Here is a 22,387-nt window from a genome sequence, read left to right as displayed (position 1 = left end):
TTAAATGTGAGCTATAAAATCGGAAACTAACAGAATCGATTAGGTTAGAATTTGACAGAAGTCTTTATTTTTCTTATAATGCAGATGGAAAGGTGGTAGGATGAAAAAATTATTAATTTTAGGTACTGTAGTTACTGTTAGTGCTTTTTTAGCTTCATGCTCTAATAAATCACAAACAGCAACCGAAGAAAGTTCGTCTGCAGTTGTTAGTTCTTCTAGCAGTCAGGAAACGAGTAGCTCTAGCTCTGCCGTTTCTGAAGCGAAAAAGGAAGAGACGCAAATCATCGGATCGAATGAGTATGGCTTTGTCAAGGTACCCAAATCATGGGTTCGATTCCATGAAGTAGAAGGTGGAAATGATATACAGTATTGCGATGGAACAGATATCAACATTGTTACGCTGAATACCTTCAAGGCTGAGCAGTTCAATATCAGCGAAGAAGAATATGCTAAACTGGATGTTGTGACTGTCTCATCTAGTATTTTAACTTCCAAAGAACAAAGCTCTGATTTCAGTAAGGTCTGGGGTTCCAAATCGACCATTGGAGGTTATGAAGCCTATGTTGTCAATGCAATTGCTAAATCAGGGAAATACCTCGTTACCTGGGTTTTCCGATCAAATGATGGTAAAATCCGCTATGTTTCACTTGAAGGGGATGGGGAAACTTTAAAAACAATCTTACCGATGGTTGAAAGTAGCTGGTCAACTACTAAATCTGAATAAATGAAAAAAAGAAGATCCTTGGTCTTCTTTTTATTTTTTTTACGAATAGATAGATGAGTAGAAAAAGAAATGGAGTTGTATATGAAGATCACAAACTATGAGATTTACAAATTAAGAAAAGCTGGACTGACCAATCAACAGATTTTAACTGTCCTTGAATATGATGAGACTGTAGATCAGGAGCTCCTGCTAGGTGATATTGCAGAAATCTCTGGTTGCAGAAATCCCGCTGTCTTTATGGAACGCTATTTCCAGATAGATGATGCGCAGTTGGAGAAGGAGTTTCAGAAATTTCCATCCTTTTCTATTCTTGACGACTGTTATCCTTGGGATTTGAGTGAGATTTACGATGCTCCAGCACTCTTGTTTTATAAGGGAAATCTAGACTTGCTGAAGTTTCCAAAGGTTGCTGTTGTAGGGAGTCGTTCATGTTCTAGTCAGGGTGCAAAGTCGGTTCAGAGAGTCGTTCAAGGTTTGGAAAACGAGTTAATCGTGGTCAGTGGTTTGGCTAAAGGGATTGATACGGCTGCCCACATGGCTGCACTCCAGAATGGTGGAAAAACCATTGCTGTGATTGGAACAGGATTGGATGTGTTTTATCCTAAAGCCAATAAACGCTTGCAGGAGTATATTGGCAATGACCATCTGGTTCTCAGTGAATATGGACCTGGCGAGCAACCTCTGAAATTTCATTTTCCAGCTCGAAATCGTATCATAGCAGGATTATGTCGAGGAGTCATTGTAGCAGAGGCAAGGATGCGTTCTGGTAGTCTCATCACCTGTGAGCGAGCTATGGAGGAAGGTCGTGATGTCTTTGCCATTCCAGGAAACATTTTAGATGGCCATTCAGATGGCTGTCACCACCTGATCCAAGAGGGAGCAAAACTGGTCACCAGCGGTCAAGATGTACTGGCTGAGTTTGAATTTTAAGGAGAAATGGTTCACTCAGATAAACTTTTCTTCTATACTATAGGAGTTAAGTCTTGACAGCTATAGAAAAATGGTTTACACTTTATAAAGTTTATTACTTTGAAAAGGTGTGATAGTGTGGCTACGGCAACAAAGAAGAAAAAATCAACAGTTAAGAAAAATCTAGTCATCGTGGAGTCGCCTGCCAAGGCGAAAACGATTGAGAAATATTTAGGCAGAAATTATAAGGTTCTAGCTAGTGTCGGACATATCCGTGATTTGAAGAAATCCAGTATGTCAGTCGATATTGAAAATAACTATGAACCGCAGTATATCAATATCCGTGGAAAAGGTCCTCTCATCAATGATCTGAAAAAAGAAGCTAAAAAGGCCAATAAAGTCTTTCTGGCGAGTGACCCGGACCGTGAAGGAGAAGCGATTTCCTGGCACTTGGCTCACATTCTCAACTTGGATGAAAATGATGCCAACCGTGTGGTATTTAATGAAATCACCAAAGACGCGGTTAAAAATGCCTTTAAGGAACCGCGCAAGATTGACATGGACTTGGTCGACGCCCAACAAGCTCGTCGTGTCTTGGACCGCTTGGTAGGGTATTCGATTTCACCAATTTTGTGGAAAAAGGTCAAGAAGGGCTTATCAGCAGGACGCGTGCAGTCTGTTGCCCTTAAGCTCATCATTGACCGTGAAAATGAAATCAATGCCTTCCAACCAGAAGAATACTGGACAATTGATGGTGTCTTTAAGAAGGGAACCAAGCAATTTCAGGCTTCTTTCTATGGTATGAATGGCAAAAAGATGAAATTGACCACCAATGAAGAGGTCAAAGAAGTCTTGTCCCATTTGACTAGTAAAGATTTCACAGTAGACCAGGTAGATAAGAAAGAACGCAAACGCAATGCGCCCCTACCGTATACAACTTCAACCATGCAGATGGATGCTGCTAACAAAATCAATTTCCGTACTCGAAAGACTATGATGGTAGCCCAACAGCTCTATGAAGGGATCAATATCGGATCGGGCGTGCAAGGTTTGATTACCTATATGCGTACAGACTCGACTCGTATCAGTCCTGTGGCTCAGAACGAAGCAGCAAGCTATATTAACGACCGCTTTGGTAGCAAGTATTCTAAGCATGGTAGCAAGGTCAAGAATGCCTCAGGTGCTCAGGATGCCCACGAAGCCATTCGTCCATCTAGTGTCTTTAACACACCTGAAAGCATCGCTAAGTACTTGGACAAAGACCAGCTCAAGCTCTATACCCTTATCTGGAACCGTTTTGTGGCTAGCCAGATGACGGGAGCTATCTTTGATACCATGGCTGTCAAGCTCTCTCAAAATGGAGTCCAATTCGCGGCAAATGGTAGTCAAGTTAAGTTTGATGGTTATCTTGCTATCTACAATGACTCTGACAAGAACAAGATGTTACCAGACATGGCTGTTGGAGATGTGGTCAAGCAAGTCAATAGCAAGCCAGAACAACATTTCACCCAACCACCTGCTCGCTATTCAGAAGCGACGCTTATCAAGACCTTGGAGGAAAATGGGGTTGGACGTCCGTCAACCTATGCTCCAACCATTGAAACCATTCAGAAACGTTACTACGTTCGTCTGGCTGCTAAACGTTTTGAACCAACAGAACTGGGAGAAATTGTTAATAAGCTCATCGTTGAATACTTCCCAGACATCGTCAATGTGACCTTCACAGCTGAAATGGAAGGAAAACTGGATGATGTCGAGGTTGGAAAAGAGCAGTGGCAACGTGTTATTGACGTCTTTTACAAACCATTCTCTAAAGAAGTAGCTAAGGCTGAATCTGAAATGGAAAAAATCCAGATAAAGGATGAGCCAGCTGGATTTGACTGTGAGGTTTGTGGCAGTCCGATGGTGATTAAGCTCGGTCGTTTTGGTAAATTCTATGCTTGTAGCAATTTCCCAGACTGCCGTCACACACAAGCTATTGTCAAAGAGATTGGAGTCGAGTGCCCAAGCTGTCATCAAGGACAAATCATCGAACGCAAAACCAAGCGCAATCGTATCTTCTATGGTTGCAATCGTTACCCAGAATGTGAATTTACTTCCTGGGACAAACCAATTGGACGTGATTGTCCAAAATGCGGACACTTCCTTGTGGAGAAAAAAGTCCGTGGTGGTGGGAAGCAGGTTGTATGTAGTAATGGCGACTACGAAGAAGAGAAGATTAAATAAAATGCAGAGTCCTGAAAATAAATTTCAGGCTCTTTTTACTTGAAGCTTGACAAATTTCCTCACTTTGTGGGAAACTAGTAGAAGATTATTTCAAATAGGAGAAGACATGCGTATTATTTACCTAAGTATTGGTTTTATTTCTTTAGCCTTGGCTCTTGTTGGGGTTGTCTTGCCCCTCTTGCCAACAACGCCCTTCCTTTTGCTATCAATTGCTTGCTTTTCCAAGTCTTCAAAGAGATTTGAAGACTGGCTTTATCATACAAAGCTTTATCAGACCTATGTAGCTGACTTTCGGGAAACCAAGTCAATAGCGCGAGAACGAAAGAAAAAAATCATCGTATCTATCTATATCTTGATGGGAATTTCTATTTACTTTGCCCCTCTTTTGCCAGTCAAAATCGGTCTGGGAGCCTTGACTATCTTTATCACCTACTATCTCTTTAAAGTCATTCCTGACAAAGAATAGATAAAAATAGTAGTTATTTGCCTTGATAAAAATGAAAGCATATCTAAAATAATATGATATAATAAATGTAAAGAAAACATCAAGGAGAATCAAATGATTTACGAATTTTGTGCTGAAAATTTGACCTTGCTTGAAAAAGCGATGCAGGCTGGAGCTCGTCGAATCGAACTTTGTGACAATCTAGCAGTGGGAGGAACAACACCTAGCTATGGAGTGACCAAGGCAGCGGTTGAACTGGCAGCTAACTACGATACGACCATTATGACTATGATTCGTCCACGTGGTGGCGATTTTGTCTATACTGATCTTGAAATAGCGATCATGCTAGAAGATATTCGTTTGACTGCACAGGCTGAAAGTCAAGGAGTTGTCTTTGGTGCTTTAACTGCTGATAAGAAGTTGGACAAGGTCAATCTTGAGAAGTTGATTGCCGCATCAAAAGGAATGGAAATTGTCTTCCACATGGCCTTTGATGAATTGAGCGAAGAAGACCAGTTGGAAGCTATTGACTGGCTCAGCCAAGCTGGTGTTACTCGTATTCTGACTCGTGCTGGAGTATCTAGTGACTCGCTAGAGAAACGTTTTGCTCACTATCACAGAATTTTGGAACACGCTAAAGGTAAAATTGAAATTCTACCAGGTGGGGGAATTGACTTGGACAACCGTCAAACCTTTATCGACCAACTAGGTGTGACACAATTGCATGGAACCAAGGTTGTCTTTTAGAAAATAGAAAGGAACTGCTAGCTTTTGGTAGCAGTTTTCACTTATGTTTGAAATTTTTAAATCCTATCAGTTTAATCAAGAAAAGGCTCGTGTCTATGGTTTTCTAGAAAATGAGGGAGTCTGGACCTACAGTTTCCAGATTTTGGATGGAGATTTTGTCATGACTGTGTCCATCACAACAGATAATGTGAGCTTTCAAGTTTTTGACCAGGAAACGGGTGACCTCTATCCTCAAGTCCATATGGAAAGCATGAGAGGGACTTTTGTAGGAAGTGTCCGTCAAGCTTGTATGGAGATTCTCTACCAAATTCGGAAGGCTTGCTTTGATGTGCAGGATTTTATCTGTCCTCAGACTAAGCGTATCATGGCTCAAGTTCAGGAAAAGTATGGCAATCAGTTGGAATATCTATGGGAGAAATCGCCTGATACAGCAGTATTACGTCATGAAGGCAATCAAAAGTGGTATGCTGTTTTGATGAGAATCCCATGGGATAAGTTAGATAAGGGGAGAGAAGGGCTAGTCGAAGCTGTCAACCTCAAACACGATCAAGTGGCTGACTTGCTTTCACATAAGGGCATTTATCCAGCCTTTCATATGAACAAACGCTACTGGATTAGTCTTACTCTTGATGATAGTTTATCTGATGATGACGTTCTAGATTTGCTAGAAATCAGTTGGAATTTGACTTTGAAAAAGTAAGGAAATTCCCTTGTGTTTTCAAATGCTTTCAATTAGCAAAATATTCTTTACTGAAGAAATTTTCAGAAAATAATGGATTTTTTCTTGACAAGTGTTTTTAGCTATGCTAGAATACTAGACAAGATATCAAACGAAGGAGAAAGTCAAACATGAAAACAGCTAAGTTTAACCAATTTGCTTTGTTGTTGAGGTACTCGGGCTAGTGCAAAAGCATTAGTCCTGTTTGGCTTACCAAGCGGGAGTTAATCAACATCTCGCTTGGGTTTCTAAGCGAGATGTTTTTTTAAAACCACATTTGGAAAAGGGGAAATCATATGCGTAAAGTTGAATTTTTTGATACAAGCCTTCGTGATGGGGAACAAACACCTGGTGTTAACTTCTCAATAAAGGAAAAAGTTTCCATTGCAAGACAGCTGGAGAAATGGGGAATTTCTGTAATTGAAGCTGGTTTTCCGGCTGCTAGTCCAGATTCATTTATAGCCGTTCAAGAAATTGCTAAAACCATGAAAAAAACAGCAGTGACAGGATTAGCTCGTTCTGTAAAATCTGATATTGATGCTTGTTATGAGGCACTTAAGGATGCCAAGTATCCACAAATTCATGTCTTTATCGCTACCAGTCCGATTCACCGCAAGTATAAGCTCAATAAGAGCAAGGAAGAGATTTTAGAAGCTATTAAGGAGCATGTTTCTTATGCACGTTCTAAGTTTGAAATCGTCGAATTCTCTCCTGAAGATGCGACTAGAACAGAGTTGGATTTCCTCTTGCAAGTTGTGCAGACAGCAGTGGACGCTGGGGCAACTTATATCAATATCCCTGACACGGTTGGCTTTACGACTCCAGAAGAGTTTGCACGCATCTTTGATCACTTGACCGAAAATATTAAATCAGATCATAAAGTTGTCTTTGGTGTCCACTGTCACGATGATCTCGGTATGGCAACTGCAAATACTTTGACAGCAATTAAACACGGTGCTGGACGTGTCCAGGGAACTATTAATGGTATCGGTGAACGCGCAGGTAATGTTGCTCTTGAAGAAGTAGCTGTTGCTTTGAAGATTCGTGAGGATTTCTTCCAAGCAACTAGTGATATTGTTTTGGATGAAACAATGAATACGTCAGAAATGGTTTCTCGCTTCTCTGGTATTCCAGTTCCTAAAAACAAGGCTGTCGTTGGTGGCAATGCCTTCTCTCATGAATCTGGTATTCACCAAGATGGAGTTCTTAAAAATCCTCTCACTTATGAGATCATCACACCTGAATTGGTCGGTGTTAAGAGTAATAGCCTTCCGCTTGGAAAATTGTCAGGTCGCCATGCTTTTGTTGAGAAACTAAGAGAATTGGCTCTAGACTTTACAGAAGAGGATATCAAACCACTCTTTGCTAAGTTCAAGGCGTTAGCGGACAAGAAACAAGAAATCACAGATGCAGATATTCGAGCTCTGGTAGCTGGAACCATGGTTGAAAATCCAGAAGGCTTCCACTTTGATGATTTACAACTTCAAACTCATGCAGATAATGACATTGAAGCACTTGTTAGCCTGGCTAATATGGATGGTGAGAAAGTTGAATTTAATGCGACAGGGCAAGGTTCCGTTGAAGCAATCTTTAACGCTATCGATAAGTTCTTTAACCAATCCGTCCGTTTGGTGTCCTATACCATTGATGCTGTGACAGATGGAATTGATGCTCAAGCTCGTGTCTTGGTTACTGTTGAAAACAGAGATACAGAGACCATCTTTAACGCGACAGGGCTTGATTTCGATGTACTGAAGGCTTCAGCTATTGCCTACATAAATGCCAATACCTTTGTTCAAAAGGAGAATGCAGGTGAGATTGGGCGCAGCGTTTCCTACCGAGACATGCCTAGTGTGTAAAGGAGAAGGCTATGACAAAGAAAATAGTAGCTCTAGCAGGGGATGGAATTGGTCCAGAAATCATGGAAGCTGGTTTAGCAGTTCTGGAAGCTCTAGCTTCAAAAACAGGTTTTGACTATGAAATAGATAGACGCACCTTTGGAGGTGCAGGTATTGATGCTGCGGGGCATCCCTTACCTGATGAAACCCTCAAGGCAAGTAGAGAAGCAGATGCTATTCTCCTTGCGGCTATCGGTAGTCCCCAGTATGATGGGGCAGCGATTCGGCCTGAACAAGGACTGCTGGCTCTCCGTAAGGAACTCAATCTTTATGCCAATATTCGCCCTGTAAAAATCTTTGACAGCCTCAAGCATTTGTCGCCTCTCAAACCGGAACGAATTGCTGGTGTAGACTTTGTCGTGGTACGTGAGTTGACAGGTGGTATCTACTTTGGAGATCATATCCTTGAAGAGCGGAAAGCGCGTGATATCAACGACTACAGCTATGAGGAAGTAGTGCGGATTATTCGTAAGGCCTTTGAAATCGCAGGAAGTCGCAGAAAAATCGTTACTAGTATCGATAAGCAAAATGTTCTAGCGACTTCAAAACTCTGGCGCAGAGTAGCTGAGGAGGTTGCGCAAGATTTTCCAGATGTAACCTTGGAGCACCAGTTGGTGGACTCAGCTGCCATGCTCATGATTACCAATCCTGCCAAGTTTGATGTCATCGTGACAGAGAATCTTTTCGGAGATATCTTATCTGATGAATCAAGCGTTCTATCAGGCACTCTTGGTGTTATGCCATCAGCCAGTCATTCTGAAAAGGGGCCAAGTCTTTATGAGCCTATTCACGGTTCAGCGCCTGATATTGCAGGTCAAGGAATTGCCAATCCTATCTCTATGATTTTGTCAGTTGCTATGATGTTGAGAGACAGTTTTGGACGTTATGAGGATGCAGAGCGTATCGAGCGTGCTGTTGAAGCTAGTTTAGCGGCTGGCATTTTAACAAGAGATATTGGAGGACAGGCTTCGACTAAGGAAATGACAGAAGCCATCATTGAAAGATTATGAAGATAAATGAAGGAATCACGCTTGCCCTCTTGATTTGGAATTTGCTGATTTTCTTGATTTATGGCATTGACAAATCCAAGGCAAGAAGAGGTGCTTGGCGCGTCCCAGAGAAAATCTTACTCATTTTAGCCTTTACTTGTGGTGGTTTCGGTGCCTGGTTGGCAGGAATCACCTTTCACCACAAGACTAGAAAATGGTATTTTAAAACAGTTTGGTTTCTCGGGATGGTGACCACACTAGTAGCCTTATATTTTATTTGGAGGTAATGGATGGCAGGAAAAACGATTTTTGATAAATTATGGGACCGTCATGTCATCACAGGAGAAGAAGGGCAACCCCAACTCATGTATGTGGATCAGCACTATATTCATGAAGTGACCAGTCCCCAAGCATTTCAAGGATTACGAGATGCAGGTCGCAGATTGAGACGACCAGACTTGACATTTGGGACCTTTGATCACAATGTCCCGACAGTTAATATCTATGATATTCGAGATGTGATTTCTAAAGCTCAAATTGATAAGTTGGCTGAAAATGTTGAAGAGTTTGGAATTGAGCATGCAGCCCACGGTTCTGAAAAGCAAGGTATCGTTCACATGGTTGGACCAGAAACTGGCAGGACTCAACCAGGAAAATTCATCGTCTGTGGAGACAGCCATACGGCTACTCACGGAGCTTTCGGAGCTATCGCCTTTGGGATTGGGACCAGTGAGGTCGAGCATGTCTTTGCTACCCAGACACTCTGGCAAGTTAAACCTAAGAAAATGCTGGTAGAATTCACTGGTGTTCCTCAAAAAGGAGTTTATTCTAAGGATTACATTCTCGCCTTAATTGCCAAGTATGGCGTTGCTTGTGGTGTAGGATATGTGGTGGAATATCGTGGGCAAGCGATTGATGCACTGACCATGGAAGAGAGGATGACCATCTGCAATATGTCCATCGAGTTTGGCTCCAAGATGGGAATTATGAATCCAGACCAGACTACCTATGACTATCTCAAGGGACGGGAATGTGTTCCAGAGGATTTCGAGGAGGCGGTTGCTGACTGGAAAACCCTCGTCAGTGATGAGGATGCTGTCTATGATAAGGTTATCCGGATGGATGTCTCAGACTTGGCTCCTATGGTGACCTGGGGAACCAATCCTGCTATGGGCGTCGACTTTGACAGTAGTTTTCCAGAAATTAAGGATATGAATGATGAACGAGCTTATCATTACATGAACTTGGAGCCTGGCCAAAAGCCAGCGGATATTGAACTAGGTTATATCTTTATCGGGTCTTGTACCAATGCCCGGCTCAGTGACTTGCAACTGGCTGCGCGATTTGTAAAAGGGAAGAAGATTGCTCCCAACTTAACGGCTATCGTGGTTCCAGGCTCTCGTCCTGTCAAACGAGCTGCTGAGAAGTTGGGCTTGGACAAGGTTTTCCTAGATGCTGGTTTTGAGTGGAGAGACCCAGGTTGCTCTATGTGTCTAGGGATGAATCCCGACAAGGTACCTGATGGTGTCCACTGTGCTTCAACCAGTAACCGCAACTTTGAAGATAGACAAGGATTTGGGGCTAAGACCCATCTCTGCAGCCCAGCTATGGCAGCTGCAGCAGCTATCGCAGGTCGTTTCGTAGATGTTCGACAGATGCCAGAAGCCCAGTAAGGAGAGGATATGGAGAAATTTACAGTTTATACAGGAACGACTGTTCCTCTCATGAATGATAACATTGATACTGACCAAATCCTTCCCAAGCAGTTTCTGAAATTAATTGATAAGAAAGGCTTTGGTAAATACCTCATGTATGCTTGGCGATATCTGGACGATAAGTATACTGAGGATCCAGACTTTGTCTTTAACAGACCTGAATACCGTAAAGCCAGTATTCTCATCTCAGGGGATAACTTTGGCGCAGGATCGTCCAGAGAACACGCGGCTTGGGCTCTAGCCGACTATGGTTTTAAGGTCGTGATTGCAGGTTCTTTTGGAGATATTCATTACAATAATGAACTCAATAATGGTATGTTGCCCATTGTTCAACCCAGAGAGGTTCGAGAGAAACTAGCCCAGCTACAACCAAGCGACCAGATAACCGTGGATTTGGAACAACAAAAAATCATCTCCCCAGTTGGAGAATTTACTTTCGAAATCGATAGTGAATGGAAACACAAGCTCTTAAATGGTTTGGATGATATCGGTATTACGTTGCAGTATGAAGATTTGATTGCTGCCTATGAAAAACAGCGCCCAGCCTATTGGCAGGATTAGAAAAAATAGAAAAGGGAATAGAACTATGACAAAACACATTAAATGGACGGGAACACTTTCACAAGAAGGCTATGACATTTTAAAAGGTGAGGGTGGTTGTATCGTTTGCCCTACAAAAGTCGGATATATCATCATGACTAGCGATAAGGCAGGACTTGAACGCAAGTTTGAAGCCAAAGAGCGTAATCGTAACAAACCAGGAGTTGTCCTCTGTGGTAGCATGGATGAGCTTCGCGCTTTAGCACAACTTAATCCAGAAATCGAAGCCTTCTACCAAAAACATTGGGACGAAGACATTCTCCTTGGTTGTATCCTTCCTTGGAAACCAGAAGCTTTTGAGAAATTGAAAGAATACGGTGATGGCCGTGAAGAACTCATGACTGACGTTCGTGGTACTAGCTGTTTTGTCATCAAGTTTGGTAAAGCTGGTGAACAGTTGGCTGCTAAACTTTGGGAAGAAGGCAAGATGGTCTACGCCTCATCAGCCAACCCATCTGGAAAAGGAAACCGTGGTAAGGTAGAAGGAATAGGAGAACGTATCGAAGGAGCAGTGGACCTTGTTATCGAAGCAGACGACTATGTGGCATCTATCCAACCTGACAAAACGATTGAAACGCGCTACGAGCAAGGTGTGATGGTCTCTATGGTCGATAAAGATGGCAAACTCATCCCAGAACAAGGAGGAGCACGTTCAACTTCACCAGCACCAGTCGTTATCCGTAAAGGGCTTGACATTGATAAAATCATGATGCACCTGTCAGATACCTTTAACTCATGGGACTACCGTCAAGGTGAGTATTATTAAGATAAAAAAAGAAGTCTAGTGTTAAGAGACATTGAAGCTCCTAACACTGGGCTTTTTCTTTAGAATTTCTTTTCTTTTTTTAATAGATATGATATTCTATATATGAAATAGGGTTTTGAAATATTAAATACTAACTAGCCTATAATATGAAAATGGAGCTACAAAATGGAAGAAAAATTAAATTATTGGATGATAGTTGCAGGAGGAGGTGGAAAAGTTTGGTCTTTATTTAAAGAAGAGAATATAGCTTGTATAGATTTTGATTCTAATTTATCTAATATTTTAGATTACAATAATCCTGAAGAATTGAAGCAAGGAAAGCAGAGAAATTTATTTATTTGGAAGTTTGCACATGACATAAAAATAAATGATTATATAATAGCTACCTCAGGATTAAACAAAATTTTAGGTATTGGACAATGTGTGAAAACATATTACTTTGATGAAACAAAAACAGAGTTTAAACATTGTATTGGTGTTAATTGGTTGAAAGTAGATGGTGGATGGGAATACCAAAGAAAAAAAGGTACAAGACAAACCATCAACTGGGATAGAAATTCAGAACGTATCAATTTATATAAATCCATTCTAAATGGTACATACAGAAAAAATATAGAGAAAGTTGTTATGAATAAAAATATTGACGATTATTTAGATAAATTAAAAAAATCCAAAAACCTCATCCTCCGCGGTGCTCCTGGCACAGGAAAAACTTATCTTGCTAAAGAAATTGCCAAAGAATTAACGGGTGGCAACGAAGACCAAATCGAATTTGTACAGTTTCACCCTTCCTATGATTATACGGATTTTGTAGAGGGGTTGAGACCAATCCTGGTAAATGATGGACAGATTAACTTTGGCTTGCAGGACGGTATTTTTAAGAAGTTTTGTCAGAAGGCTAAAGAAGCTCAAAAAACTGGAGGACAAGATAATTTTGATGAAGCTTGGGATCTTTATCTTGAATATGTAAATAGCAGAGATGAAAAAGAATATTTGACAGAATTTTCCTATCTCACAGTAAATAGTCGAAATAATTTTAATATCAATTATGAGACTAAAGCCCAAGGAACTTGCTTAACAAAATCTTATGTTTATGAACTCTATAAAGATGAAAAATATCTGAAACAGCCCTATTATCGTAATCAAGGAAAAAAAGTCCTAGAAACTTTAAAGAAAAGATTTGGTCTGAAAGATTATATTTCTCCAACAGAAATTGACACAGACAAAAAATTCGTTTTCATCATTGATGAAATCAACCGTGGTGAGATTTCTAAGATTTTTGGTGAACTCTTTTTCTCTATTGATCCTGAATATCGTGGCGAAAGGGGGAGTGTTTCCACCCAGTATGCTAATTTACATGAGACGGATGACAAGTTTTATATCCCTGAAAATGTCTACATCATCGGAACAATGAATGATATTGATCGTTCAGTAGACACCTTTGATTTTGCTATGCGCCGTCGTTTCCGTTTTGTTGAAGTTACTGCTGAAAGCCAGCTATACATTCTAGATAACGAACTAGATGGACATGAGGAGGAAGCGAAAAAACGTCTAAGAAATTTGAATGTTGCTATCGAAAACGTTCAGGAATTAAACAGCCATTATCATATTGGACCAAGTTATTTCCTTAAGTTGCAGGATGTAGATTTTGACTATGAATTACTCTGGTCTGATTACCTCAAACCACTTTTGGAAGATTACTTACGAGGTTCTTATGAAGAGGCTGAAACTCTGGATACATTGAAAAAAGCATTTGATCTGACAAATAACGAGCGAACAGATCGGCAAGATACTGGTGATGATAATGCGAATAACTGATAATCAGTATAGAATTGCTAAAGAGGACCTTGTCGCAGAATATCCCAACCTAAGTCAAGTACTTCTTGATAGAACACTAGATAACCTTTCTCGAGAGGACAATATTTTTATTTTTCCGAATGATTTGATGAATTCTCCTGATTTAGACAAGGACCAAAAGATTTTTGAAACAGTTAATCAGAAAATCAAGACAGGGAACGTGATTGGTTTTCTTGGATATGGTCAGGAAAGATTAACGATTTCCTCTCGTTTTTCTGATGAAAGTAACGACCATTTTTTGCATTATCTTTTACAAAAGATTCTCAATATGAATTTGACTAGTTTAGACATCGGTCTATCTCAAGAGGATAAACTCTATCAGCTTTTGATTTACCTCTTTCCCAAATATCTGCAAGCTGCTCTTCGAAAAGGTCTTTATAAGGAATACCAGAGATTTTTCCATAACGATAGTCATGTAAAGGGAGTGCTAGATGTAGGAATGCATCTTAAGAAAAATGTTCCTTTTATGGGAAGCATTGCCTATACCACTAGGGAGTTTACCTATGATAATCCACTCATGCAGTTGATTCGGCATACGATTGAGTACATTAAGAATCAGAAAGGTTTCGGAGTTCTGCTCGATAGTAATCGTGAAAATATGACAGAAATTACTCGTGTAACCTCATCTTATAAACTAGCTGATCGTGCCAAGATTATCAGAATGAATAAAATCAAACCCATCCGACACGCCTATTTTAGAGAGTATAGAAAATTACAGGAACTCTGCTTGATGATTCTGAGTAGAGAAAAGCATGGTCTTGGACCTCAAGCCCAAAAGGTACATGGTATTCTCTTTGATGTTGCCTGGCTTTGGGAAGAGTATGTTTACACCTTGTTGCCAAAAGGTTTCATCCATCCTCGAAATAAAGAAAAGAAAGGCGGCATCCTAATATTTTCTGGTGGGGAACGAAAAGTATATCCAGATTTTTATGACAGAGAACGAAAGATTGTTCTAGATGCAAAATATAAAAAACTGGAGTTTACTGAAAAAGGGATTAATCGTGAGGACTTGTTCCAGTTGATTTCCTATTCTTATATTATAAAAGCTAAGAAAGCTGGACTGATTTTTCCTAGTATAGAGCAGTCAGTAAATAGTGAGATAGGAAAAGTAGTGGGATACGGAGTCTTGCTTAAAAAGTGCTCTATCCAAATCCCTCAGAATACCTCATCCTATAGTGTGTTTTGTAAAATAATGGAAAATTCTGAAAAAATTTTTAAAGCTATTATTGATGAAGAAGTGGGGAGAAAATAATCTCTTCACTTTTTTGCTATTTATTAAGTAATTTCCGAACTATATAATTTGATTATTAAAAATATTTGACAAAAACTGTACTTTGGTTTATAATAAGTCAAGGAAACGTCGGAAAAGACGTAGTGATGCGCAAGCATAGGTAGGTCATTACAAAAGAAACGAGACATCGATATGTTAAATGAATTTCCAATTTTTGATTACGAAGATATTCAGTTGATCCCTAATAAATGTGTGATTAAAAGCCGTGCAGAAGCAGATACGAGTGTCGCACTTGGAAATCACACTTTCAAACTACCTGTTGTACCTGCAAATATGCAGACGATTTTGGATGAGAACGTCGCAGAGCAGCTTGCTAAAGGTGGTTACTTCTACATTATGCATCGTTTTGATGAGGCTGGGCGCATTCCTTTTATCAAACGTATGCACGATCAAGGGCTCATTGCTTCTATTTCAGTCGGTGTCAAGGATTACGAGTATGATTTCGTTAGCCAACTCAAGGCTGATGCTCCTGAGTATATCACGATTGATATTGCTCATGGACATGCGGATAGCGTGATCTCAATGATTCAGCACATCAAGAAAGAATTGCCTGATACTTTTGTAATCGCTGGTAACGTCGGAACTCCAGAAGCTGTGCGTGAATTGGAAAATGCTGGTGCCGATGCTACTAAGATTGGAATCGGTCCTGGTAAGGTTTGTATCACCAAGGTCAAGACTGGTTTTGGTACAGGTGGTTGGCAGTTGGCTGCTCTTCGCTGGTGTGCAAAAGCTGCTCGCAAACCGATTATTGCTGATGGTGGGATTCGTACACACGGTGACATTGCTAAGTCTATCCGTTTCGGTGCTAGCATGGTTATGATTGGTTCCCTATTTGCAGGGCATATCGAAAGTCCAGGAAAGACGATTGAAGTCGATGGCGAACAGTTCAAAGAATACTATGGTTCAGCTTCTCAATACCAAAAGGGTGCTTATAAAAATGTAGAAGGAAAACGCATCTTACTTCCTGCCAAAGGGCATTTGCAAGACACCCTGACTGAGATGGAGCAGGATTTGCAAAGTGCCATTTCCTACGCAGGTGGACGCAAGGTTGCTGACCTCAAGCACGTTGATTATGTTATCGTGAAAAACTCTATCTGGAATGGGGATGCATCCCACTAATAGGCGCTTAATCCACCCATAAAAAACTTGTTATTAGAGCAAATTTCTGTTATAATAAAACAAGTTTCCACCCTTAGTGTAATGGATATCACGTAAGATTCCGGTTCTTGAGATGGGGGTTCGATTCCCTCAGGGTGGATGTAAACAGCCTAAAAAAGCCTTTAAATAAGGCTTTTTTCTTTATTGCCTCCAAAATTAGAAATCTTTTTTCAAAAATTACCCCACTCTCCGCTAGTCCTGTTTTAAAGTGACTCAGAGGGCTTTTTTTGTTATAATAGAAAAGATCGTAATTATTAGAAAGAGGTCAGTATGAAAGAATTACAAACTGTACTGAAGAAGCGTTTTGCAATCGAATTTGCAGACAAGAATTTGCTGGAAACGGCCTTTACTCATACGAGTTATGCCAATGAGCACCGCCTCTTAAAAATTTCACACAATGAGCGCTTGGAATTTTTAGGAGACGCTGTTCTGCAATTATTGATTTCAGAATACCTGTATAAAAAATATCCTAAGAAACCAGAGGGTGATTTGTCCAAACTCCGTGCTATGATTGTCCGTGAGGAGAGTTTGGCTGGTTTTGCGCGTGATTGCCAGTTTGATCAGTTTATCAAGCTAGGAAAAGGAGAAGAAAAGTCTGGTGGGCGCAATCGTGACACCATTCTTGGTGATGCCTTTGAAGCCTTTTTGGGAGCGTTGCTTTTAGACAAGGATGTTGTTAGGGTAAAAGAGTTTATCTATCAGGTTATGATTCCCAAGGTTGAGGCAGGTGACTTTGAGATGATTACGGATTACAAGACGCACTTGCAAGAGTTGCTCCAGGTCAATGGAGATGTGGATATTCGCTACCAGGTGACTTCTGAGATGGGACCTGCCCATGATAAGGTTTTTGATGTAGAAGTTCTAGTTGAGGGCAAAAGTATCGGAAAAGGACAAGGCCGTTCTAAAAAATTAGCAGAGCAAGAGGCCGCAAAAAATGCCGTTGAGAAGGGGCTTAATTCATGTATTTAAAGGAAATTGAGATCCAAGGATTCAAGTCCTTTGCTGACAAGACCAAGGTCGTCTTTGACCAAGGTGTGACAGCTGTCGTTGGGCCAAATGGTTCTGGGAAGTCAAATATCACAGAAAGTCTACGATGGGCCTTGGGGGAGTCTAGTGTCAAGAGCCTTCGTGGCGGTAAGATGCCCGACGTAATCTTTGCTGGAACTGAAAGTCGTAAACCGCTCAATTATGCCTCTGTTGTTGTGACCTTGGACAATGAAGATGGTTTTATCAAAGATGCGGGGCAAGTTATTAAGGTAGAACGCCATATCTACCGTAGTGGAGATAGCGAGTATCGAATTGATGACAAGAAAGTCCGTCTGCGTGATGTCCATGATCTTTTCTTGGATACAGGTCTGGGACGGGATTCCTTCTCCATCATTTCTCAAGGGAAAGTTGAGGAAATTTTTAACTCCAAGCCCGAAGAACGCCGTGCTATTTTTGAAGAAGCAGCTGGAGTTTTAAAATACAAGACTCGTAGAAAAGAAACAGAGAGTAAACTGCAACAAACTCAAGACAATCTCGATCGCTTAGAGGACATTATCTATGAGTTGGACAATCAAATCAAACCTCTTGCAAAACAAGCCGAGAATGCTCGCAAGTTTCTCGACTTGGATGGTCAACGCAAGGCGATTTACTTGGATGTACTGGTTGCCCAAATCAAGGAAAACAAGACTGAACTAGAGCTAACAGAAGAAGAGCTAACGCAAGTTCAGGAACTCTTGACCAGTTATTACCAAAAACGTGAAGAGTTAGAAGAGGAAAATCAAACTCTTAAAAAGAAACGCCAAGATCTCCAAGCTCAAATGGCTAAAGACCAAGGGAGCTTGATGGATCTGACGAATCTGATAAGCGATTTAGAGCGAAAACTAGCCCTGTCTAAACTGGAATCCGAGCAGGTAGCCCTCAATCAACAAGAAGCACAAACCCGTTTGGCGACTTTGGAAGATAAGAGAAAGGCTCTAAGTAAGGAAAAGGCTGAAAAAGAAGCGAACTTGGAACAGTTAGAGGAAAGTCTAGCTGAAAACAACAAGGAACTCAATCGCCTAGAAGCGGAGTTGTTGGCATTTTCAGATGATCCTGACCAGATGATTGAGCTCTTGCGTGAACGTTTTGTGGCGCTCTTACAAGAAGAAGCGGATGTCTCAAACCAACTGACCCGAATCGAGAATGAACTGGAGAACAGCCGTCAGCTGTCTCAAAAACAAGCTGATCAACTTGAGAAACTGAAAGAACAACTGGCTACAGCTAAAGAAAAGGCCAGTCAACAGCAGGCTGAGCTTGAAACTGCCAAGGAGCAGGTTCAGAAATTATTGGCTGACTACCAAGCTAGTGCCAAGGAGCAAGAGGGGCAGAAAGTTTCTTTCCAAGCCCAGCAGAGCCAACTCTTTGACCGTCTAGACAGTCTCAAAAACAAGCAGGCTAGAGCCCAGAGTTTGGAAAACATCCTAAGAAATCATAGTAATTTTTATGCGGGTGTTAAGAGTGTTCTTCAAGAAAAAGCCCGTCTTGGTGGGATCATTGGTGCAGTCAGTGAACATTTGACCTTTGATGTGCATTATCAAACTGCCCTGGAGATTGCACTTGGAGCTAGCAGTCAGCATATCATCGTAGAAGATGAGAACGCGGCGACTAAGGCTATTGATTTCCTTAAGCGCAACAGATCCGGTCGTGCAACCTTCCTTCCTTTGACAACGATTAAGGCGCGTACAATATCTAGTCAGAATCAAGATGCTATCGCTGCAAGTCCAGGATTTCTGGGGATGGCAGATGAGTTGGTGTCGTTTGATAAGAGACTAGAAGCCATTTTCAAGAACTTGCTAGCTACGACGGCTATCTTTGATACTGTAGAACATGCGCGTGCAGCAGCTCGTCAAGTTCGCTATCAGGTTCGCATGGTGACACTGGATGGGACAGAGTTGCGCACAGGTGGTTCTTATGCAGGTGGTGCCAATCGTCAAAACAACAGTATTTTCATCAAGCCAGAGCTGGAGCAATTACAAAAAGAAATTGCTGAAGAAGAGGCTGACTTGCGGTCAGAAGAGGCGACTTTGAAGACTTTACAAGACGAGATGGTGGTATTGGCAGAAAGATTAGAAGCTATCAAATCTCAGGGTGAGCAAGCTCGTATTCAGGAGCAAGGTTTGTATCTTGCTTATCAACAAACCAATCAGCAGGTCGAAGAACTGGAAACGCTTTGGAAACTTCAAGAAGAGGAATTAAATCGTCTTTCTGAAGGAGATTGGCAAGCGGACAAGGAAAAATGCCAAGAGCACCTTGCTACTATTGCCAGAGAAAAGCAAAATCTGGAAGCTGAGATCGAAGAGATTAAGTCTAACAAAAACGCTATTCAAGAACGTTATCAAAACTTGCAGGAACAGATTTCTCAAGCGCGCTTGCTTAAGTCAGAACTGCAAGGACAAAAACGGTACGAAGTTACTGATATTGAACGCTTAGGCAAGGAACTGGATAATCTAGATATCGAGCAAGAGGAAATTCAGCGCCTTCTCCAAGAAAAGGTTGATAATCTCGAGAAAGTGGATACGGATTTGCTAAGTCAGCAGGAGGAAGAGGCCAAAACTCAGAAAGCCAATCTTCAACAAGGTCTGATTCGCAAGCAGTTTGAGTTGGATGATATAGAGGGTCAACTGGATGATATTGCCAGTCATTTGGATCAGGCTCGCCAGCAGAACGAGGAGTGGATTCGCAAGCAAACACGTGCCGAAGCTAAGAAGGAAAAGGTCAGCGAACGCTTGCGCTATCTACAAGCTCAATTAACAGACCAGTATCAGATCAGCTACACTGAAGCTCTAGAAAAAGCGCATGAACTGGAAAATCTCAATCTGGCGGAGCAAGAGGTTAAGGATTTAGAGAAGGCTATTCGCTCACTGGGTCCAGTCAATTTGGATGCTATTGAACAGTACGAAGAAGTTCACAACCGTCTGGATTTCCTCAATAGCCAACGAGATGATATTTTGTCTGCTAAAAACCTACTCCTTGAGACCATCACAGAGATGAATGATGAGGTTAAGGAACGCTTCAAATCAACCTTTGAGGCCATTCGTGAGTCCTTTAAAGTGACCTTTAAACAGATGTTTGGCGGTGGTCGGGCAGACTTGATATTGACTGAGGGCGATCTTTTAACTGCTGGTGTGGAGATTTCTGTCCAACCTCCAGGTAAGAAAATCCAATCTCTCAACCTCATGAGTGGTGGGGAAAAAGCCCTATCAGCTCTGGCTCTGCTCTTCTCAATCATCCGAGTTAAGACCATTCCTTTCGTCATCTTGGACGAGGTAGAGGCGGCGCTGGACGAAGCCAATGTCAAACGTTTTGGGGATTACCTCAACCGCTTTGACAAGGATAGTCAGTTTATCGTCGTAACACACCGTAAGGGGACGATGGCGGCAGCGGACTCTATCTATGGAGTTACCATGCAAGAATCAGGTGTGTCTAAGATTGTTTCGGTTAAGTTAAAAGATTTAGAAGAAACAATAGACTAGTTACCAAACGATAGCATCTCTTAGGAGGTGCTATTTTTTAAAACTAAAGTTCTAAGTTGTCTCTTAAGGTCAGTTCAGGCGCAAAAAACGACATTTGGGATTTCCTCTTAGCGAAAAGACTTGCTCTATGATATAATAGTTTCATGATTACAACAGTACCTATTAAGAACGAAAAAGATATTGCAGTACCAGGTAAAACAGTCCTTGTACTAGGTTATTTTGATGGCATCCACAAGGGGCATCAGAAACTTTTTGAAGTGGCTAGCAAGGCCTCGATGAAGGATTATCTGCCAGTTGTCGTGATGACCTTTACAGAGTCGCCAAAACTTGCCTTGCAACCTTACCAACCTGAGCTCATGCTCCATATCGTCAATCATGAGGAACGGGAGCACAAGATGAAGTGGCATGGAGTAGAGGCTCTCTTCTTACTTGACTTTAGTAGCAAATTTGCTAGTTTAACGGGTCAAGAATTCTTTGATACCTATATCAAGGCTTTAAAACCAGCTATCATTGTGGCAGGATTTGACTATACCTTTGGCTCTGATAAGCAAACTGCAGATGACCTGAAGGACTATTTTGATGGAGAGATCATCATTGTTCCTCCGGTCGAGGACGAAAAGGGCAAGATTAGTTCCACACGGATTCGTCAGGCTATTCTTGATGGAGATGTCAAGGGAGTCAATCATCTGCTCGGCACACCACTCCCATCTCGTGGGATGGTCGTTCATGGAAATGCTCGTGGGCGTACTATCGGTTATCCAACAGCCAATCTGGTTCTAAGAGATCGAACCTACATGCCAGCAGATGGTGTCTATGTAGTCGATGTCGAGGTGCAACGGCAAAGATATCGTGGCATGGCGAGCGTCGGTAAAAATGTCACCTTTGATGGAGAAGAGCCACGCTTTGAAGTTAATATTTTCGACTTTTCAGACGATATTTACGGTGAGACAGTCATGGTCTACTGGCTGGACCGTGTTCGCGATATGGTCAAATTTGACTCCGTAGAGGAACTGGTAGACCAACTCCAGAAAGACGAAGAGATTGCTCGGAACTGGAAGGATGGAGAGTAGAAAAGTTTAAAAAAGTGAACCATATTTTGTGTTTGCTTTTTTATTTTTGAAAGAAATTTTAATAGAAAGAAACATAATTGAAGGTTGATTGAAAATCTGTTAAAATAGTGATATTCATAACTTTAAAACCAAAGAAAAGAGACTAGAGGAAATGTGAATCCTCTAATAAATATTGAATATATGATAGAAAGAGCAAAATCACAATTAGCAATTCAAAAATCTCTGGAAGAATTGGATCATCAGGTCTCTTATGTTTCTGATGATGTCTTTAACTTAAAATTGGATACAATTTTTGATGAATACGACGATGTTTTCAAAGCTTTGGTGGAAAAATGATAGTCTATCTAACAGAAAAGCAAATTGAAAAAATCAATGCTTTAGCAATTCAACGGTATTCTCCAAATGAGCAAATTCAAACAGTTAGTCCTTCAGCGTTAAATATGATTGTGAACTTACCAGAACAATTTGTTTTTGGCAAGCCTCTTTATCCAACAATTTTTGATAAAGCAACAATATTATTTGTCCAATTGATAAAGAAGCATGTTTTTGCCAACGCCAATAAACGAACAGCCTTCTTTGTTTTGGTGAAGTTTTTACAATTCAACTCTTTGAAAAAGCTGAGGATAAAATTGGAGCAGATGAGGTAAGAGCTTTATTACAAAATGAGAAGTGGTCCAACTGAGCTGAAGAAAAACAGTAAAAAGCAGAGATTCATGGCGCAGAAAAGAGGCTAGTTCCTAATTTCAACAACTGGAAGTTATGAACTAGCCTCAAA

At 41.0% G+C, this 22,387-nt stretch carries 18 protein-coding genes, 1 tRNA gene and 2 pseudogenes; all 21 read left to right on the top strand.

Features of this window, described 5'->3' with window-relative positions; translation table 11 throughout:
• The first annotated feature begins 100 nt into the window (after positions 1 to 100).
• On the top strand, positions 101 to 724 hold the full coding sequence (locus ACVBD2_RS06155) for a hypothetical protein (protein WP_461685406.1): 624 nt from the start codon (positions 101 to 103) through the stop codon (positions 722 to 724).
• Positions 725 to 805: 81 nt separating this feature from the next.
• Positions 806 to 1,654 carry a DNA-processing protein DprA gene (dprA, locus tag ACVBD2_RS06150; protein ID WP_461685405.1) on the top strand — a complete coding sequence of 283 codons (849 nt, stop codon included), beginning with the start codon at positions 806 to 808 and terminating at the stop codon, positions 1,652 to 1,654.
• 117 nt (positions 1,655 to 1,771) lie between these two features.
• Positions 1,772 to 3,859 (top strand): type I DNA topoisomerase, encoded by a 2,088-nt coding sequence (gene topA / locus ACVBD2_RS06145; RefSeq protein WP_461685404.1) that lies wholly within the window; start codon positions 1,772 to 1,774, stop codon positions 3,857 to 3,859.
• A 106-nt stretch (positions 3,860 to 3,965) separates the two neighbouring features.
• Positions 3,966 to 4,325: a YbaN family protein gene (locus ACVBD2_RS06140; protein WP_001220359.1), complete on the top strand. Its 360-nt coding sequence runs from the start codon at positions 3,966 to 3,968 to the stop codon at positions 4,323 to 4,325.
• Between the two features lie 93 nt (positions 4,326 to 4,418).
• On the top strand, positions 4,419 to 5,051 hold the full coding sequence (locus ACVBD2_RS06135) for a copper homeostasis protein CutC (RefSeq protein ID WP_461685403.1): 633 nt from the start codon (positions 4,419 to 4,421) through the stop codon (positions 5,049 to 5,051).
• Positions 5,052 to 5,094: 43 nt separating this feature from the next.
• Complete coding sequence (locus ACVBD2_RS06130; RefSeq protein ID WP_461685402.1) at positions 5,095 to 5,751, top strand: MmcQ/YjbR family DNA-binding protein; 657 nt, start codon at positions 5,095 to 5,097, stop codon at positions 5,749 to 5,751.
• Between the two features lie 314 nt (positions 5,752 to 6,065).
• Entirely contained in the window at positions 6,066 to 7,628 is a 1,563-nt protein-coding gene (locus ACVBD2_RS06125) for a 2-isopropylmalate synthase (RefSeq protein WP_001233210.1), read from the top strand.
• 11 nt (positions 7,629 to 7,639) lie between these two features.
• A complete protein-coding gene (leuB, locus tag ACVBD2_RS06120) occupies positions 7,640 to 8,677 on the top strand; it encodes a 3-isopropylmalate dehydrogenase (RefSeq protein WP_000162512.1) in 1,038 nt (345 codons plus the stop codon).
• The gene (locus tag ACVBD2_RS06115) at positions 8,674 to 8,943 is read left to right on the top strand and encodes a DUF1294 domain-containing protein (RefSeq protein ID WP_000700089.1); all 270 of its coding nucleotides are present in this window, start codon (positions 8,674 to 8,676) and stop codon (positions 8,941 to 8,943) included. Before leuB ends, ACVBD2_RS06115 begins: the two co-directional genes overlap by 4 nt.
• A gap of 3 nt (positions 8,944 to 8,946) precedes the next feature.
• Positions 8,947 to 10,329, top strand: a complete 1,383-nt coding sequence (leuC, locus tag ACVBD2_RS06110) for a 3-isopropylmalate dehydratase large subunit (RefSeq protein WP_461685401.1) — start codon at positions 8,947 to 8,949, stop codon at positions 10,327 to 10,329.
• 9 nt (positions 10,330 to 10,338) lie between these two features.
• A complete protein-coding gene (leuD, locus tag ACVBD2_RS06105) occupies positions 10,339 to 10,932 on the top strand; it encodes a 3-isopropylmalate dehydratase small subunit (protein ID WP_261061251.1) in 594 nt (197 codons plus the stop codon).
• Positions 10,933 to 10,957: 25 nt separating this feature from the next.
• Positions 10,958 to 11,737, top strand: coding sequence for an L-threonylcarbamoyladenylate synthase (locus ACVBD2_RS06100; RefSeq protein WP_461685400.1), 780 nt, complete (start codon positions 10,958 to 10,960; stop codon positions 11,735 to 11,737).
• A 165-nt stretch (positions 11,738 to 11,902) separates the two neighbouring features.
• Positions 11,903 to 13,555, top strand: a complete 1,653-nt coding sequence (locus ACVBD2_RS06095) for an AAA family ATPase (protein WP_461685399.1) — start codon at positions 11,903 to 11,905, stop codon at positions 13,553 to 13,555.
• Complete coding sequence (locus ACVBD2_RS06090; protein WP_461685398.1) at positions 13,542 to 14,846, top strand: McrC family protein; 1,305 nt, start codon at positions 13,542 to 13,544, stop codon at positions 14,844 to 14,846. The genes ACVBD2_RS06095 and ACVBD2_RS06090 overlap by 14 nt, the downstream gene beginning before the upstream one ends.
• Before the next feature lie 171 nt (positions 14,847 to 15,017).
• Entirely contained in the window at positions 15,018 to 16,004 is a 987-nt protein-coding gene (locus ACVBD2_RS06085; RefSeq protein WP_125449241.1) for a GMP reductase, read from the top strand.
• A 67-nt stretch (positions 16,005 to 16,071) separates the two neighbouring features.
• Positions 16,072 to 16,143 (top strand) — tRNA-Arg (locus tag ACVBD2_RS06080).
• Positions 16,144 to 16,313: 170 nt separating this feature from the next.
• Positions 16,314 to 17,012, top strand: a complete 699-nt coding sequence (rnc, locus tag ACVBD2_RS06075; protein WP_132974140.1) for a ribonuclease III — start codon at positions 16,314 to 16,316, stop codon at positions 17,010 to 17,012.
• A complete protein-coding gene (gene smc / locus ACVBD2_RS06070) occupies positions 17,003 to 20,542 on the top strand; it encodes a chromosome segregation protein SMC (RefSeq protein WP_461685397.1) in 3,540 nt (1,179 codons plus the stop codon). The genes rnc and smc overlap by 10 nt, the downstream gene beginning before the upstream one ends.
• A gap of 143 nt (positions 20,543 to 20,685) precedes the next feature.
• Positions 20,686 to 21,612 (top strand): bifunctional riboflavin kinase/FAD synthetase, encoded by a 927-nt coding sequence (locus ACVBD2_RS06065; RefSeq protein ID WP_461685396.1) that lies wholly within the window; start codon positions 20,686 to 20,688, stop codon positions 21,610 to 21,612.
• A gap of 225 nt (positions 21,613 to 21,837) precedes the next feature.
• Positions 21,838 to 21,948: pseudogene (locus ACVBD2_RS06060) on the top strand (AbrB family transcriptional regulator); the annotation flags it as partial.
• Positions 21,945 to 22,226 (top strand): annotated as a pseudogene (locus ACVBD2_RS06055) (type II toxin-antitoxin system death-on-curing family toxin); the annotation flags it as partial. The pseudogenes ACVBD2_RS06060 and ACVBD2_RS06055, both read left to right, overlap by 4 nt.
• Positions 22,227 to 22,387: the final 161 nt, after the last annotated feature.

Source organism: Streptococcus sp. KHUD_018 (genome assembly GCF_054861215.1).
This window is presented reverse-complemented; position numbering and strand designations above follow the sequence as displayed.